The sequence below is a fragment of the Sphingomonas sp. Leaf25 genome (genome assembly GCF_001421635.1).
Taxonomy (GTDB): Bacteria; Pseudomonadota; Alphaproteobacteria; order Sphingomonadales; family Sphingomonadaceae; genus Sphingomonas.
Window position 1 is genome coordinate 142,373 of sequence record NZ_LMKU01000023.1, and the last position, 13,610, is coordinate 155,982.

Annotated in this window: 13 protein-coding genes; 4 read left to right on the forward strand and 9 right to left on the reverse strand. The window is 68.6% G+C overall.

The features are described 5' to 3' along the window. Nucleotides 1–109: 109 nt before the first annotated feature. The 3 genes from ASE78_RS08535 to ASE78_RS08545 are packed head-to-tail and all read right to left on the reverse strand — an operon-like array spanning nt 110 to nt 3,685. On the reverse strand, nt 110–829 hold the full coding sequence (locus ASE78_RS08535) for an ABC transporter ATP-binding protein (RefSeq protein WP_056495736.1): 720 nt from the start codon (nt 827–829) through the stop codon (nt 110–112). Next, a complete protein-coding gene (locus ASE78_RS08540; RefSeq protein ID WP_056495738.1) occupies nt 822–2,201 on the reverse strand; it encodes an efflux RND transporter periplasmic adaptor subunit in 1,380 nt (459 codons plus the stop codon). Before ASE78_RS08540 ends, ASE78_RS08535 begins: the two co-directional genes overlap by 8 nt. After that, nucleotides 2,201–3,685, reverse strand: coding sequence for an efflux transporter outer membrane subunit (locus tag ASE78_RS08545; RefSeq protein WP_056495741.1), 1,485 nt, complete (start codon nt 3,683–3,685; stop codon nt 2,201–2,203). Before ASE78_RS08545 ends, ASE78_RS08540 begins: the two co-directional genes overlap by 1 nt. A 135-nt stretch (nt 3,686–3,820) precedes the next feature. Between ASE78_RS08545 and ASE78_RS08550 the strand changes: the two genes are divergently transcribed. Next, nucleotides 3,821–5,821, forward strand: coding sequence for an alpha/beta hydrolase family protein (locus ASE78_RS08550; protein WP_156351366.1), 2,001 nt, complete (start codon nt 3,821–3,823; stop codon nt 5,819–5,821). Here ASE78_RS08550 and ASE78_RS08555 read toward each other — a convergent pair. The 3 genes from ASE78_RS08555 to ASE78_RS08565 form a co-directional block, all read right to left on the reverse strand. Then, a complete protein-coding gene (locus ASE78_RS08555) occupies nt 5,818–7,191 on the reverse strand; it encodes a UdgX family uracil-DNA binding protein (protein WP_056495744.1) in 1,374 nt (457 codons plus the stop codon). The two genes, ASE78_RS08550 and ASE78_RS08555, sit on opposite strands and share 4 nt — an antisense overlap. Beyond that, a complete protein-coding gene (locus ASE78_RS08560) occupies nt 7,191–7,667 on the reverse strand; it encodes a hemerythrin domain-containing protein (RefSeq protein WP_056495747.1) in 477 nt (158 codons plus the stop codon). The genes ASE78_RS08555 and ASE78_RS08560 overlap by 1 nt, the downstream gene beginning before the upstream one ends. A 232-nt stretch (nt 7,668–7,899) precedes the next feature. Further along, entirely contained in the window at nt 7,900–9,147 is a 1,248-nt protein-coding gene (locus ASE78_RS08565; RefSeq protein WP_056495749.1) for a putative DNA modification/repair radical SAM protein, read from the reverse strand. A gap of 88 nt (nt 9,148–9,235) precedes the next feature. Here ASE78_RS08565 and ASE78_RS08570 point away from each other — a divergent pair, with 88 nt between their 5' ends. Further along, a complete protein-coding gene (locus ASE78_RS08570) occupies nt 9,236–9,697 on the forward strand; it encodes a hypothetical protein (protein ID WP_156349204.1) in 462 nt (153 codons plus the stop codon). A gap of 6 nt (nt 9,698–9,703) precedes the next feature. On the opposite strand, the gene msrB is transcribed toward ASE78_RS08570, so the two are convergent. Both msrB and ASE78_RS08580 read right to left on the reverse strand, forming a co-directional pair. After that, nucleotides 9,704–10,144, reverse strand: coding sequence for a peptide-methionine (R)-S-oxide reductase MsrB (gene msrB / locus ASE78_RS08575; protein ID WP_055761064.1), 441 nt, complete (start codon nt 10,142–10,144; stop codon nt 9,704–9,706). 86 nt (nt 10,145–10,230) lie between these two features. Continuing rightward, nucleotides 10,231–10,656, reverse strand: coding sequence for an organic hydroperoxide resistance protein (locus ASE78_RS08580; protein ID WP_056495752.1), 426 nt, complete (start codon nt 10,654–10,656; stop codon nt 10,231–10,233). A gap of 102 nt (nt 10,657–10,758) precedes the next feature. On the opposite strand from ASE78_RS08580, the gene ASE78_RS08585 reads away from it, so the two are divergent. Beyond that, complete coding sequence (locus tag ASE78_RS08585; RefSeq protein WP_056495755.1) at nt 10,759–11,199, forward strand: MarR family winged helix-turn-helix transcriptional regulator; 441 nt, start codon at nt 10,759–10,761, stop codon at nt 11,197–11,199. Here the strand turns inward: ASE78_RS08585 and ASE78_RS08590 are convergent. Then, a complete protein-coding gene (locus ASE78_RS08590) occupies nt 11,196–11,942 on the reverse strand; it encodes a FadR/GntR family transcriptional regulator (protein WP_055761053.1) in 747 nt (248 codons plus the stop codon). The two genes, ASE78_RS08585 and ASE78_RS08590, sit on opposite strands and share 4 nt — an antisense overlap. Nucleotides 11,943–12,048: 106 nt before the next feature. Between ASE78_RS08590 and uxuA the strand changes: the two genes are divergently transcribed. Next, complete coding sequence (gene uxuA, locus ASE78_RS08595) at nt 12,049–13,221, forward strand: mannonate dehydratase (RefSeq protein WP_200911017.1); 1,173 nt, start codon at nt 12,049–12,051, stop codon at nt 13,219–13,221. The last annotated feature ends 389 nt before the right edge of the window (nt 13,222–13,610 follow it).

Sequence of the window (13,610 nt, forward strand, 5' to 3'; positions counted from 1 at the left end):
AGCGGCGTCGCTCGTCGGTCACGATGCCATGGCATCGCTCCGCTCCTCGCTTCTTGCCCCGGATCAAAATCGGCTCCGTCACGACGCTTCAATCTCCGCAGGACAGACCCTACGCCTCCACTGCCTCGCCCTGGGCATGTTGCGCCTCGATCCGCTCGACCAGCCCGTCCTTGAAATGGACCACGGTGCGCGCGAACGCCGCCATCTCGCTTTCGTGCGTCACCATCAGCACGGTGATGCCGCTGGTGCGGTTGAGGTCGGTCAGCAGGTGCATGATTTCGACCGAGCGTTCGGAATCGAGGTTGCCGGTCGGCTCGTCCGCCAAGAGCACGTCGGGGTTGGTGACGATCGCGCGGGCGATCGCGACGCGCTGCTGCTGGCCGCCCGACAGTTCGGCGGGGGTATGGTCCCACCAGCGATCCAGCCCGACCTTTTCGAGCGCGGCCATCGACGCGCGCCGCCGCTCCGCCTTGGCATCGCCGCGATAGAGCAAAGGCAGTTCGACATTCTCCAGCGCGGTGGTGCGGCTGAGCAGATTGAACCCCTGAAACACGAAACCGAGATAGTTGCGCCGCAGCAGCGCGCGCTGGTCGCGGTCGAGGCGTTCGACGTGGTGGCCGCGGAACAGGAAGGTGCCGCTACTCGGCACGTCGAGACAACCGAGGATGTTCATCGTGGTCGACTTGCCCGACCCCGACGGCCCCATCACCGCGACGAAATCCCCCGCCGCGATGTCGAGGTCGACTCCTTTGAGCGCCTGAAACTGGGTCGCGCCCGCGCCGTAGCTTTTGGTGACGCCACGAAGCTGGATGAGGGGCACGTCAGCCACGCGGAGCCCCGCCGCCCTTCGACGCGCCACCCTTGGCGCTGCCGGCCTTGCTGTTCTCGTCGGCGAGTTGCGCGGTGATGACCTTCATGCCGGGCTTGAGGCCGCCGCCGGTGACTTCGGTCATCGCGCCGTTGCTGTTGCCGGTGGTGATCTGCACCGGTTGCGGCTTGCCGTCCTGCCCGACGATATAGACCGTCTGCTGCGAGCCGCGACCGATCGTCGCCGCCTTGCCCGCGCCACCGCCGCGACGACGGCGCGGGGGGCCGAAGGCGCTGGCCAAACCGCCGCCGCTCGCCGAAGCGTCAGCGTCACTCGGGCGGAAGCGCAGCGCGGCGTTGGGGATGAGCAGCGCGCGCGGGCGCTCCAGTGTCACGATCTCGGCGGTGGCGGTCATGCCGGGGCGCAGTTTCAGGTCCGGGTTCGCGACCGAGAGCGTCGCGGCATAGGACACGACCTGCCCGGTGGTCGTCGCCGTGCTGGTGGTCGACGACGCGGTCTGTGCCGAGAGGTTGGAGCCCAGATCGACCCGCGTGATCCGCGCCGGGAAGGTCTCGCCGGGAAAGGCGTCGACGGTGAAGTCGGCGCGCTGGCCGTTCTGGACCTGCCCCACGTCGGCCTCGTCGATCGCGACCTCCAGCTTCATGCCGCGAAGATCCTCGGCGATGACGAACAGCGTCGGCGTGTTGAACGAGGCGGCGACGGTCTGGCCCGGTTCGACCTGCCGCGCCAGCACCACGCCGTTGACCGGCGAGCGGATGATCGCGCGGTAGCGCTGCGTCTGGCTCGAATTGAGCTGGGCGCGCGACGCCTCGACGTTAGCCTGTGCCTGCCGCACGCCGGCGACCGCGCGCTGGACGGCGGCCTGCTGCGTCTGGAGTTCGGTGGCCGAGGGGACGCGCCCGCCCGACAGGCGGCGGACGTCCTCCAGCCGTTGCAACTGGGCGCGCGCCTCGTTGAGCGTCGCTTCGGCGGTCGCGACCTGCGCGCGGTTGGCGTTGACCTGTGCCTGCCCCTGGCGGATCGCGTCGTCCAACTGTTCGGGATCGATCAGTGCCAGCGGCTGGCCCTTGATGACCCGGTCGTTGACGTCGGCCACGACCTGCGTGACGAGGCCGGACAATTGCGATCCGACCTCGACCTGGTTGGTCGGGGCGAGCTTGCCGGTCGCGGAGACGGTGACGGTGAGCGGGGCCTGTTCGACCGCCTGCGACACATATTGCGGCGCGTCGCCGCCCTTCACGCAACTGCGCACCGCGAGGCCGAGCAGCACGACGCCCAGCGCGATCAGCGCCCATTTCAGCCATTTGCGCCAGCGCGGCTGCGGCTTTACGCGCAGGAACTGGTCGAGATCGGGTTGCGTCGGCTCGGCCATCAGCGGTCCTCGGTATATTGGGCGCGGTCGGGGGTGGGAAGTGCTGCGGGGTCGGGGATGGCGGCGTCGCTCCATCCGCCGCCCAAGGCGGTCATGAGCTGGACGAGCGCGCTTGCCCGGTCGGCGCGCGCCTGCACCACGCCGTTCTGCGCCGACAGCAGCGAGGCTTCGGCCTGGTTGAGCGTGGTGAAATCGGTGAGGCCGGAGCGATATTGCAGCCGCGACAGCAGCGCGAAGTTGCGCGCGGCGTCGGCGGCGACGGTGAACTCGTGCTCACGGCGCGTCGCGGTGTCGAGCGAGATGATCGCGTTCTCGACATCCTCCAGCGCGGTCAGCACCGTCTGTTTATAGGCGGCGAAGGCGGCATCGGCGGCGGCGCGTTGCCCGCGCACCTGCGCGCGCAGCCGCCCGCCGTCGAAGATCGTCTGCGCGATCGAGCTGAACAGGCGGCCGTTGATGATGTCGGTCAGCGCGCCGAACGAGGTGGCGTTGGTGTCGATCGATCCGCCCAAGTTGAGCGCGGGATAGAGCTGCGCGGTCGCCACGCCGATCTGCGCGACGGCGGCGGCGAGGTTGCGCTCGGCGGCCAGCACGTCGGGGCGCAGCCGCAGCGTATCGGCGGGGATGCCGGTGCCGATCCGCACGTCGCCCACGGGAATCGCGGCGGGCTGACCCAGTTGCGCCCGCAGCGCGCCGGGGGCCTGCCCGGTCAGCACGCCCAGTCGCGCGACAGCGGCGGCATAGCTCGCCTCGATCGTCGGCAATTGCGCGGCGGTCTGCGCGCGGGCGGTGCGCGCCTGTTCGACATCGAGCGAGGAGACGAGCCCGGCCTGCACGCGGAAGCCGGCGATCTCCAGATTGTCGTCCTGCAGTGCGATCGAGGCGCGGGCGTTGGCGAGCTGCGCCTGCGCCAGCCGCGCGGTCAGGTAATTGCGCGCGATCTCCGACTGTACCGACAGCAGGACGGTCGCATAGTCGTAGCGCGTCGCTTCGAGTTGCGCGCGCGAGGCGGCGATGCCGCTGCGGATGCCGCCGAACAGGTCGGTCTGGTAGCTGGCGTCGGCGCCGACCGAGAAACTGTTCGACGCGCCGATGTTGCGCTGGACGATGGTGCCGTCGGGCAGGGTGGTGGTGCCGCCGCCGCCGCGCAGCACCTCCAGCCGCGAATAGCTGCCCGAGGCGGAGAGTTGCGGGAACAGCGACGACCGGCTGACCGCCAGTTGCTCGCGCGCCTGCGCCAGCCGGGCGACGGCCTGCGCCACGTCGAGGTTGGTCGCGGCGGCCGAATCGACCAGCCGCACCAGCAGCGGATCGTCGAACCGCTGCCACCAGCGCGTCAGGTCGGTGCGCGGCGCAGCGGCGGTCGGCACCGAAAAGGCGGGGGGCACGCCCAGCGTGGCATCGACCGGCGCGCGATAGGCGGGGCCGGTGGTACAGGCGGTTGCCAGCAATGCCGGACCAAGCAGGACGGATCGACGGAGCATCGATAAACGATATGTGTATCGCGGCGGTTCGTCCAGCGGGAAACTGTCGCAGTTTGTCGCCGCGCGCGCGCTGAACCCGCCTTGGCACCCGTGCGACCGCCCGATAGGGTCGGCGGCGGGAAGAGGGGGGTATCGATGAAGCCGAAACTGTCGTTGGCGCTGGCGCTGATCGTCGTGGGAATGCCGGTCACGGGCGGCGCGCAGGGCACAGCGCCGATCGATCCGGCCAAGGCATTCGGCGCGCGCGAGCGGATCAGCGATGTCGCGCTGTCACCCGACGGCGCGCGGGTGGCGATGGTGATGGCGAACGGGACGCGCGGGCAGGTCGTCACCGTGTTCGATATCGGCGGCGACACCCAGAGATCGATCCTGAGCAGCGATGGCGACACCGACCGGATCGGCGGATGCCACTGGTCGGCGGTGCGGCGGCTGGTGTGTACCATCGTCCTGCGGTCCGAAACCGGCACCGGCGCGCTGATGTTCACGCGGATGGTCGCGATCGATGCCGATGGCGGCAACATGAAACTGCTGAGCGCGCGCAGCAGCACCAGTGCGCTGGGGTTGATGCAGAACGGCGGCACCGTGATCGACTGGCTGGCGGACGGCAGTGGCGACGCCGCCGGCGGCAATGTGCTGATGACCCGGCTGATCGTGCCCGAAGCCTCGACGGGCACGCATCTGGCCGAATCGCGATCGGGCCTTGCAGTCGAGCGAGTCAATACTATCACCCTGAAGCGTACCACCGTCGAGCAACCGCGCGCCGAATCGGGCGAGTTCATCACCGACGGGCACGGCGTGGTGCGGGTGACGGGTATCCAGCCGCAGGGCAGCAGCGGCTACAACGCCGACCGCATCGTCTATTCCTATCGCAAGCCGAACAGCCGCGAATGGTTGCCGCTGTCGACGTTGATGCTGAACGGCAGCGCGTCGAGCGGGTTCAACCCCTATGCGGTCGATCGCGACCTGAACGTCGTCTATGGGTTCGACCAGCATCAGGGGCGCCAGGCGCTGTTCCGCATCAAGCTCGACGGATCGATGCAGCGCGAGCTGGTCCATGCCGACCCACAGGTCGACGTCGACGGGCTGGTCCGCATCGGCCGCCAGAACCGCGTCGTCGGGGTCAGCTATGCGACCGACCGGCGGCAGACGGTGTTCTTCGATCCCGACCTCAAGAAGCTGGGCGCGTCGCTGGCAAGGGCGTTGCCGAACCTGCCGCTCGTCAGCTTCGTCGATGCGAGTGCGGACGAGCGCAAGCTGGTGCTGTTCGCCGGGTCCGATGTCGATCCGGGGCGCTATTATCTGTACGACAAGGATAGCCGCAAGCTGAGCGAACTGCTTCCGCTGCGCCCCGAACTCGCCGCCGTCACGCTGGCCCCGGTGCGCGCCGTCACCTATCCGGCGAAGGACGGGACGATGATCCCGGGCTATCTGACGCTGCCGCCGGGCAGCGACGGCAAGGGACTGCCCGCGATCGTCATGCCGCATGGCGGGCCGGGTGCGCGCGACGAATGGGGTTTCGACTGGCTGGCGCAATATTTCGCGCAGCGCGGCTATGCGGTGCTGCAGCCCAATTTCCGCGGATCGACCGGCTATGGCGATGCGTGGTTCCAGAAGAACGGGTTCCAGTCGTGGGCGACGGCGGTCGGCGACGTGAACGATGGCGGACGCTGGCTGGCGGCGCAGGGGATCGCGGCGAAGGACAGGCTGGCGGTCGTCGGCTGGTCCTATGGCGGCTATGCGGCGTTGCAGTCGCCAGTGCTCGACCCCGACCTGTTCAAGGCGATCGTCGCGATCGCGCCCGTCACCGATCTGGAGACGCTGCGCGGCGAACACCGCAACTTCGTGGATTATCCGCAGGTCGATGCGTTCATCGGGCGGGGGCCGCATGTCCGCGCCGGATCGCCCGCGCAGAACATCGCCGCGATCCGCGCACCGGTGCTGATGTTCCACGGCGACCGCGACGACAATGTCGGCGTCGGTGAGTCGCGGCTGATGGCGGCGCGGCTGCGCGCGGCGGGCAAGCCGGTCGACTATGTCGAACTGCCCAAGCTCGACCACCAGTTGCGCGACGACAACGTGCGCGCGGATATGCTGTCGCGGTCGGACCTGTTTATCCGCAAGGCGTTGGGGCTTTAGACCGCCGCCGCCGCGCTCCGCAGATCCTCGACGAACTTGCCGAATTCGATTTCGGCGGCGGCCGGGTCGGGCAGGCGTAGCAGGTAGCTGGGGTGGACAGTGATCCAGCCGGTGCCGCCGTCGGCCAGCGTGATCGGGCGGCTGCGTTCGCGGCCGATCGTCACCGCCTTGCCGGTGAGCGAGCGGGCGGCGGTCGCGCCCATCGCGATCGTCATTTTCGGGCGGACGATCGCGCGCTCCTGTTCGATCCACCAGCGGCAGGCGTCGATCTCGCCCACGCCGGGCTTGGCGTGGATGCGGCGTTTGCCCCGCGCCTCGAACTTGAAATGCTTGACCGCGTTGGTGAGGTAGACGCGCGAGCGGTCGAGCCCCGCCGCCGCCATCGCCCGGTCGAACAACTGCCCGGCGGGGCCGACGAAGGGGTGGCCGGCAAGGTCCTCCTGATCGCCCGGCTGTTCGCCGACGATCATCAGCTCCGCATCGACCGGGCCTTCGCCGAACACCGTCTGCGTTGCGGGTTTCCATAACGGGCAGCGGGTGCAGGCGGTGGCTTCGTCGCGCAAGGCTTCCCATGCGGGCAACACGTTGCCCTGCGGCGCGGTGCGGGCAGTCTCGATCATCGCGGCCTCCCTTGCCTGTGCGCCCGCGATCAGCGCCGGGACGAGCGCGGTTTCGGGCATGTTCTTCCAGTATTTGCGCGGCATCTCCTTGAGCATCGCGCCCTTCTTCAGCCGGGCGGGATTGAAGATCGATGCGTAATAGGTCTTCCACACCTCCTCGACCGGATCGCCGTCGGGGGCGTCGGCCCTGGTCGCGCCCGGCCCTTCGGCGAGCGCCTTGCCGTCCCAGTGCAGCGACAGTTCGGGGGTCAGGATCGACCAGTGCATCACCGCGAACCGATCGACGAAGAAGCGCGCATTGCGGCGGACGATATGATGTTCGGGTTCGAACCATGCGACGAAGCGCGGGCCGGTATCGTCGGCGATCTCGCGGAAGCGCAGGAAGGCGCGCATCTTGTGGATGTCGCGGCGGACCGCCTTGGCCATTTCCTCCAGCCGGCGCATCGCCGGGTCGGCGCGGTCGTCGATCAGGCGCGGTTCGGCGACGAGGCGAACGAGCATCGCATAGAGCAGCGCGAAGCGTTCGGGCGCGGCATGGAGGATCGCGGTCCTCGCCAGATCGATGAAGGCGCGCGGCACGCGGAACGGGGCAGGGTCGGCGGTGATCGCCTCGTCACCGAACAGGTCGGTGGGAAGGTCGCCGACCTGCCAGACGACGTCGTGCGGCGGCACCCGTTCGGCGATCAGGCGACGGGCGGCGTCGCGCCACCCGTCGAAATCATCCGCGCTGGCGAGCGCCGCGACTCGCATCAGTCGCGGTCGTCGCCCGCTTCGCCCGCCTTGGCCAGTTCCGCCTCAATCGGCTTGCGATCCTCGAACACCCGGGCGATGCGGGCTTCCTCGGCATCGCTCAGTTCTTGCGCCGCGGCGGGGAACATCTCTTCCTCCTCCTCGTCGATATGGTGTTCGTAGCGATGGCGCATCTCGGCGAAGCGCTCGTTCCATTCGTTGCTCGCCGGATCGAGTTTCGCGATCTCGCCCAGATAGTCGTCGATCTCCTTATGCTCGGACACCGAATGGCGCGCTTCGTCGCGCAGGTCGGGGTTGGCGAGCATCGTGGCGTAGAGCGCTTCCTCCTCGGCGGCGGCGTGGGCGGTCACTTCGATGCGGAACGATTCGAACAACTCGCCGCGATCGTCGCCCGAAGCGGAGTCGATCCGCCGCAGCAGGTCGCGGTGGCGATCGTGGTCGGCCTTCAGATCGGCGTAGATGCGGGCGTCGGCCATGGCGGGGTCCTTGTCGGCGAGGGAAGACAGGGCAACGGCGGGGGCGGGCGGAGGTTTCTCTTGCGAGGGATTTGCAGGGGGAGGGCCGCTATTGCGGCGGACGTCGAGACGACGGGAACATGCGATCCATTCGTCGTTCCCGCGAAGGCGGGAACCCATACACGCTGTTCGATGCAAGGGTCGCAACGTCGGCGTCTATGGATTCCCGCCTGCGCGGGAATGACGAATTACCTTACGCCGCAAACAGTTCGAGCTGCTCGCGTTTCGGCGCCACGACCGGGCGCAGTTCGGCGCGGTCGGACAGAACCACCGGGCGCCAGTCGCTGGCGATGATGAACGGCCGCAGCTTCGTGACCGAGACGGTCAGCCGGCCGACATCGGCCAGCGTCAGTTGCCGCCAGCGCCGCGCCGACAGGATCGAGCCCACCGCTTTCACCCCCAGCCCCGGCACGCGCAGCAGCATCTCGCGCGGCGCGCGGTTGACGTCTACCGGGAAGCGGTCGCGGAATTTCAGCGCCCAAGCGAGCTTGGGATCGATGTCGAGCGGCAGCATGCCGGTGGCGTCGTCGGCGGCGGCGCTGACCTCGTCCGGGCGATAGTCGTAGAAGCGCATCAGCCAGTCGGATTGGTACAACCGGTGTTCGCGCATCAGCGGCGGGCGTTGCAGCGGCAGGACGGCGGACGCCTGCGGGATCGGGCTGAACGCCGAATAATAGACTCGGCGCAGGGCATAACGGTCGTACAGCGTCGATGCCTTGGTCACGATGTCGCGGTCGGTCGCGGCATCGGCGCCAACGATCATCTGCGTCGATTGCCCGGCGGGGGCGAATTTGGGGGCCGACTTGTAGCGTTTGCGCGCATCCTGACCGTCGGTGATAGCATGGGCGACGTCCTTCATCGCGCCTTCGATCCGTTCGCTAGATTTCTCGGGCGCGAGGCGCTTGAGGCCGCCGACGGTCGGCAGTTCGACGTTGATCGACACGCGATCGGCATGGACCCCGGCGAGGCGCACCAGTTCGGGATCAGCGTCGGGGATCGTCTTGAGGTGGATATAGCCGCGAAAGTCGTGATCCTCGCGCAGCGACCGCGCGACCTCGACCATCTGTTCCATCGTGTAGTTCGACGACCCGATGATCCCCGAGGAGAGGAACAGCCCCTCGATATAATTACGGCGATAGAAGCTGAGCGTCAGCGCGACGACCTCCTGCGCGGTGAAGCGCGCGCGGCGGACGTTCGAGGATTTGCGGTTGATGCAGTAATGGCAGTCGAAGATGCAGCTATTGGTCAGCAGGATCTTGAGCAGCGAGATGCAGCGGCCGTCGGGGGCATAGGCGTGGCAGATGCCCATGCCTTCGGTCGAGCCCAGCCCCTTGCCGTCGCGCGAGTTGCGTTTGGCGGTGCCGGACGATGCGCACGACGCATCATATTTGGCGGCATCCGCCAGGATCGCCAGTTTCTCGCGAGTGTCGAGTTGCGCCATCTGTTCAATATATGTTCGCATGGGGCCGGCGGCAACCATCACCGGCGGTGCCGGTTGTACCGGCAGGACAGAGGCGAGGATATGGGCGATGGATAGCAGTCGGATGGCGGGCGCGGTCGCAGGCGGCGTGCTGGCGGGCCTCGGCATCACCGCGTTGCTGATCGCGGGCGAGCGCAGGAGCGGCAAGCCGTCCGAACTGGCGGTGTTGGAGCGCAAGGCGGCGGAGAAGCTGGGACTGGAGACACCGCCGGCCGACCGGCTGCCCTCGGCCGGCGAGCAGGCGGTGGTGCAGGGCGGGCATTTGTTGCTGTCGGCCGCTGCCGCCGCGACCTATGTCGCGATCACGCGCGACGATGTGGCGGTCATCCCGTCGGGCGTCGGGTTCGGGCTGGCATTCTATGGCGCGATGCACTGGATCGTCGGGCCGCTGCTCGGCGTCAAGCAACCCGAATGGCGCGCGGGCAGGAGCACGATCGGCCTGCACGGTGCCAATCACCTGATCTTCGGATTGCTGACCGCCGCCGGGGCGCAGTTCGCCCGGCGGCGGTGATCGGCGCTATTCGACCTGATCGAGATAGGCGCCATAGCCCTCGGCCTCCATCGCGTCGCGCGGCACGAAGCGCAGTGCCGCCGAGTTGATGCAGTAGCGCAGGCCCCCCCGGTCGCGCGGACCGTCGGGGAAGACATGGCCGAGATGGCTGTCGCCGCCCGCCGAGCGGACTTCGGTGCGGACCATGCCGTGGGTCACGTCGCGCAGTTCGGCGACGTTGGCCGGCTCGATCGGCTTGGTGAAGCTCGGCCAACCGCAATGCGAATCGAACTTGTCGGCCGACGCGAACAGCGGCTCGCCCGAGACGATGTCGACATAGATGCCGGCGCGCTTCTCGTTCAGATATTCGCCGGTGCCGGGGCGTTCGGTGCCGCTTTGCTGCGTCACGTAAAATTGTTCGGGGGTCAGGCGGGCGATCGCCGCGTCGGTCTTGCGATAGTCGGTCATGGGGACTCCGTGGGAGAACAACCGGCCCGATATGGGGAGCGGTCGCGCGCGTCCAACCATGCGCAACCGCTCCGTCCGCTTCCGTATCAGGCGAGGGTGAGGCCGACGTCGACATTGCCGCGCGTCGCGTTCGAATAGGGGCAGATGGTGTGCGCGGTATCAACCAGCCGCTGCGCATCGGCGGGGTCGAGGCCGGGGAGCGCCACCCGAAGATCGGCGGTGATGCCGAAGCCGCCCGCCGCCTGCGGACCGATGCCGACCGTCGCCGTCACCTGGGTATTGTCGGGCACCTTCAGCTTCAACTGCTGTCCGGCGACCTTCAGCGCGCCGATGAAACAGGCCGAATAGCCCGCCGCGAACAATTGTTCGGGGTTGGTGCCGTCGCCACCCGCGCCGCCCAGTTCGCGCGGCGTGGACAGCTTGGCGGTGAACCGGCCGTCCTCGCTGGCGGCGGTGCCTTCGCGGCCGCCGGTGGCGGTGGCGGTGGTGCGGTATTTGACATCGACGCTCATGCTGGTTCCTTTCGCGATAATCTATATCGCGATATATATCGGTGCGGCATAATGTCCAGCGCGAAGCTTGGGGACACTCCGCCAAGGGTGTAGGGTAGGGTAATGGACGCTTCGATCCCGCTCGACCGGCAGCTTTGCTTCGCGCTTTATGGCGCGTCGATGGCGATGACCCGGGTGTACAAGCCGCTGCTCGACCGGCTGGGCATCACCTATCCGCAATATCTCGTGCTCCATGCGCTGTGGGAGGTGGACGGGCGGACGATCGGCGCGATCGCGGAGCGGCTGGCGCTTGAGTCGAGCACGGTCACGCCGCTGGTCAAGCGGCTGGCCGCCGCCGGGCTGGTGACGCGCGAACGCGCCGCGCAGGACGAGCGGCAGGTGCTGGTCCGGCTGACCGATGCCGGCCGGGCGATGCGGGGCGACAGCCATTGTCTGGCGCAGGTGGCGTTCGCGCGCAGCGGGCTGGACGAGGCCGGCGTCGCCGCGCTGACCGCCGAGGTGCAGGCGCTGCGCCGGGCGTTGGCGGGGGACGAAAAAGCCTAGCGCGTCGAGAGGAAGCGTTCGCGTTCGCGGGCGAAGCGTTGGCGCATGCGTTCGACCTCGTTGATTTCGGTCGCGTGCATGAACGATTCGAGGACGCGGGTGATGTGGCCGCGCATCGCCTGGCCGGCGCGTGCGCCGTCGCCCGACCGCAGCGCGTCGAGAATGGCGACATGTTCGTCGTGGCGCGGAAAGACGCCGGCAGCGTGCGCCTTTTCGCTCATCAGCAGATATTGCGGCGAGCGGTTGCGCGCCTGCCACAGCATGTCGATCACCGCGACGAAGCCGCTGTTGCCGGTCGCCCGCGCGATCGCGAGGTGGAAATCGCGGTCGGCGCGTTCGCTCACCTGATAATCCTCGGCCGCCGCCATTTCGGCCAGCAACCCATCCAGTTCGGCGAGCGCGTCGGGGGTGATGCGGCCGGCGGCGATCGTCGCCACCTCGCCCTCCACCGCGCGCCGTGCCTCCAGCACCTCGAACGGGCCCATGTCGGGATAGGCGGCGATGCCGCCGCGCGGCACCGCGGCGACGACATAGACGCCCGATCCCATCCGCACCTCGACCATCCCGTCGACTTCCAACGCGATGATCGCCTCGCGCACCGTCGGGCGCGACACGCCATAGGTCTGCGCCAGCACCCGTTCGGGCGGCAGGCGCGCGCCGATGGCATAGTCGCCCTCGGTGATCTGCCGTGCGATGTCGGCCGAGACTTTCACATAGAGTCGGTAATTGCCCGCGTCGTTCATGCCACGGGGCTAACCGAACGATCGACGATGTCAATTCCGGCTCGACGACTCCGGCCACATCGCTTAGGTCAGGCCAATAACCAGATTGGTATGACAGGAGTGGGTGATGCGCATGCGACAGACGATGCGGTGGTTCGGTCCGTCCGATCCCGTGTCGCTTCGGGACATTCGACAGGCGGGGTGCAGCGGCGTGGTGAGCGCGCTGCACGCGATCCCCAACGGCGAGGTCTGGCCGGTCGAGGCGATCCGCGAACGTCAGGCGCTGATCGAGGCGGCGGGGATGACGTGGGACGTCGTCGAGAGCCTGCCGGTGTCGGAGGCGATCAAGACCGCCGGCCCCGAACGCGACGCGCATGTCGCGGCGTATCGCGAGAGCCTGACCAATCTTGCCGAATGCGGCATCCGCGTCATCACCTATAATTTCATGCCGGTGCTCGACTGGACGCGGACCGACCTCGGCTGGGAACTGCCGACGGGGGCGAAGGCGCTGCGCTTCGAGCTGGATGCGGTCGCGGCCTATGACGTGCATATGCTCCGGCGCGCCGGCGCGGAGGCGGCGTATGACGCGGCGACGCTGGAGCGCGCGGCGGCGCGGTTCGCGGCCATGGACGAGGGCGAGCGGACGGCGCTGGAGCGCACGATCATCGCCGGGCTGCCGGGCAGCGAGGAAGGGTTCACCACCGCCGATTTCGCGCAGGCGCTGTCGGCCTATGCCGGGATCGATGCCGGGCGGCTGGCGGACCATCATGTGGCGTTCCTGCGCGACGTGTGTCCGCATGCCGATGCGCTTGGCGTGCAACTGGTGGTGCATCCCGACGATCCGCCGATGCCGCTGTTCGGCCTGCCCCGGGTGGTAAGCACCGCCGCCGATCTCGACCGCCTCTTCACCGCCGTGCCCAATGCGTCGAATGGGCTGTGCCTGTGTACCGGATCGCTCGGCGTGCGCCCCGACAACGACCTGCCGGCGATGGTCGAGCGGTTCGGGTCGCGGATCGGCTTCCTCCATCTGCGCAACGTCGCGGCGGACGCGCCGGGCGCGTTCCACGAGGCGGAGCATCTCGACGGACAGGTCGACATGGTCGCGGTGGTGCAGGCGGTTCACCGGCTGTCGGTGGCGGAAGGCCGGTCGATTCCGATGCGGCCGGACCATGGCCACCAGATGCTCGACGATCTCGGCAAGTCGGGGAGCAATCCGGGCTATACCGCGATCGGGCGGTTGCGCGGGCTGGCGGAGCTGCGGGGGTTGGAGCGAGGGGTCGAGGCGCTGAGCAAGGCGTAGCGCGCGCCGGGCAAGGTGCAGCGCAGCAGCACCGCGCCGCACGAGGCGCGCGCGGCCGGCGGCGCTGGCAGCGCCGTCCGACGACACGGGCTTTGCCCGTGGCGTGGCTTTTGGTCTGGCCGAACGGCGCGCCGGGCAAGGCGTGGCGAAGCGGGGGACGGACGTATTCCCGGCGCGGATGCGCGGCAGGAGCCGCTTGAGGCCCCAGCCTTCGCTGGGGCGACGGGTAGGTGTAGAGGAAATCAGACGTCAGGTCGTGCCGGACGAAGGACGCCCGGGACCGATCGAGATGCGGTCGGACAGCGAGCCCTGGCATCTCCCCTCCCTGACAGGGAGGGGCCGGGGGTGGGTTGGCCCGAGAGTGAACGTACGCGCTCCACAACCGGCCG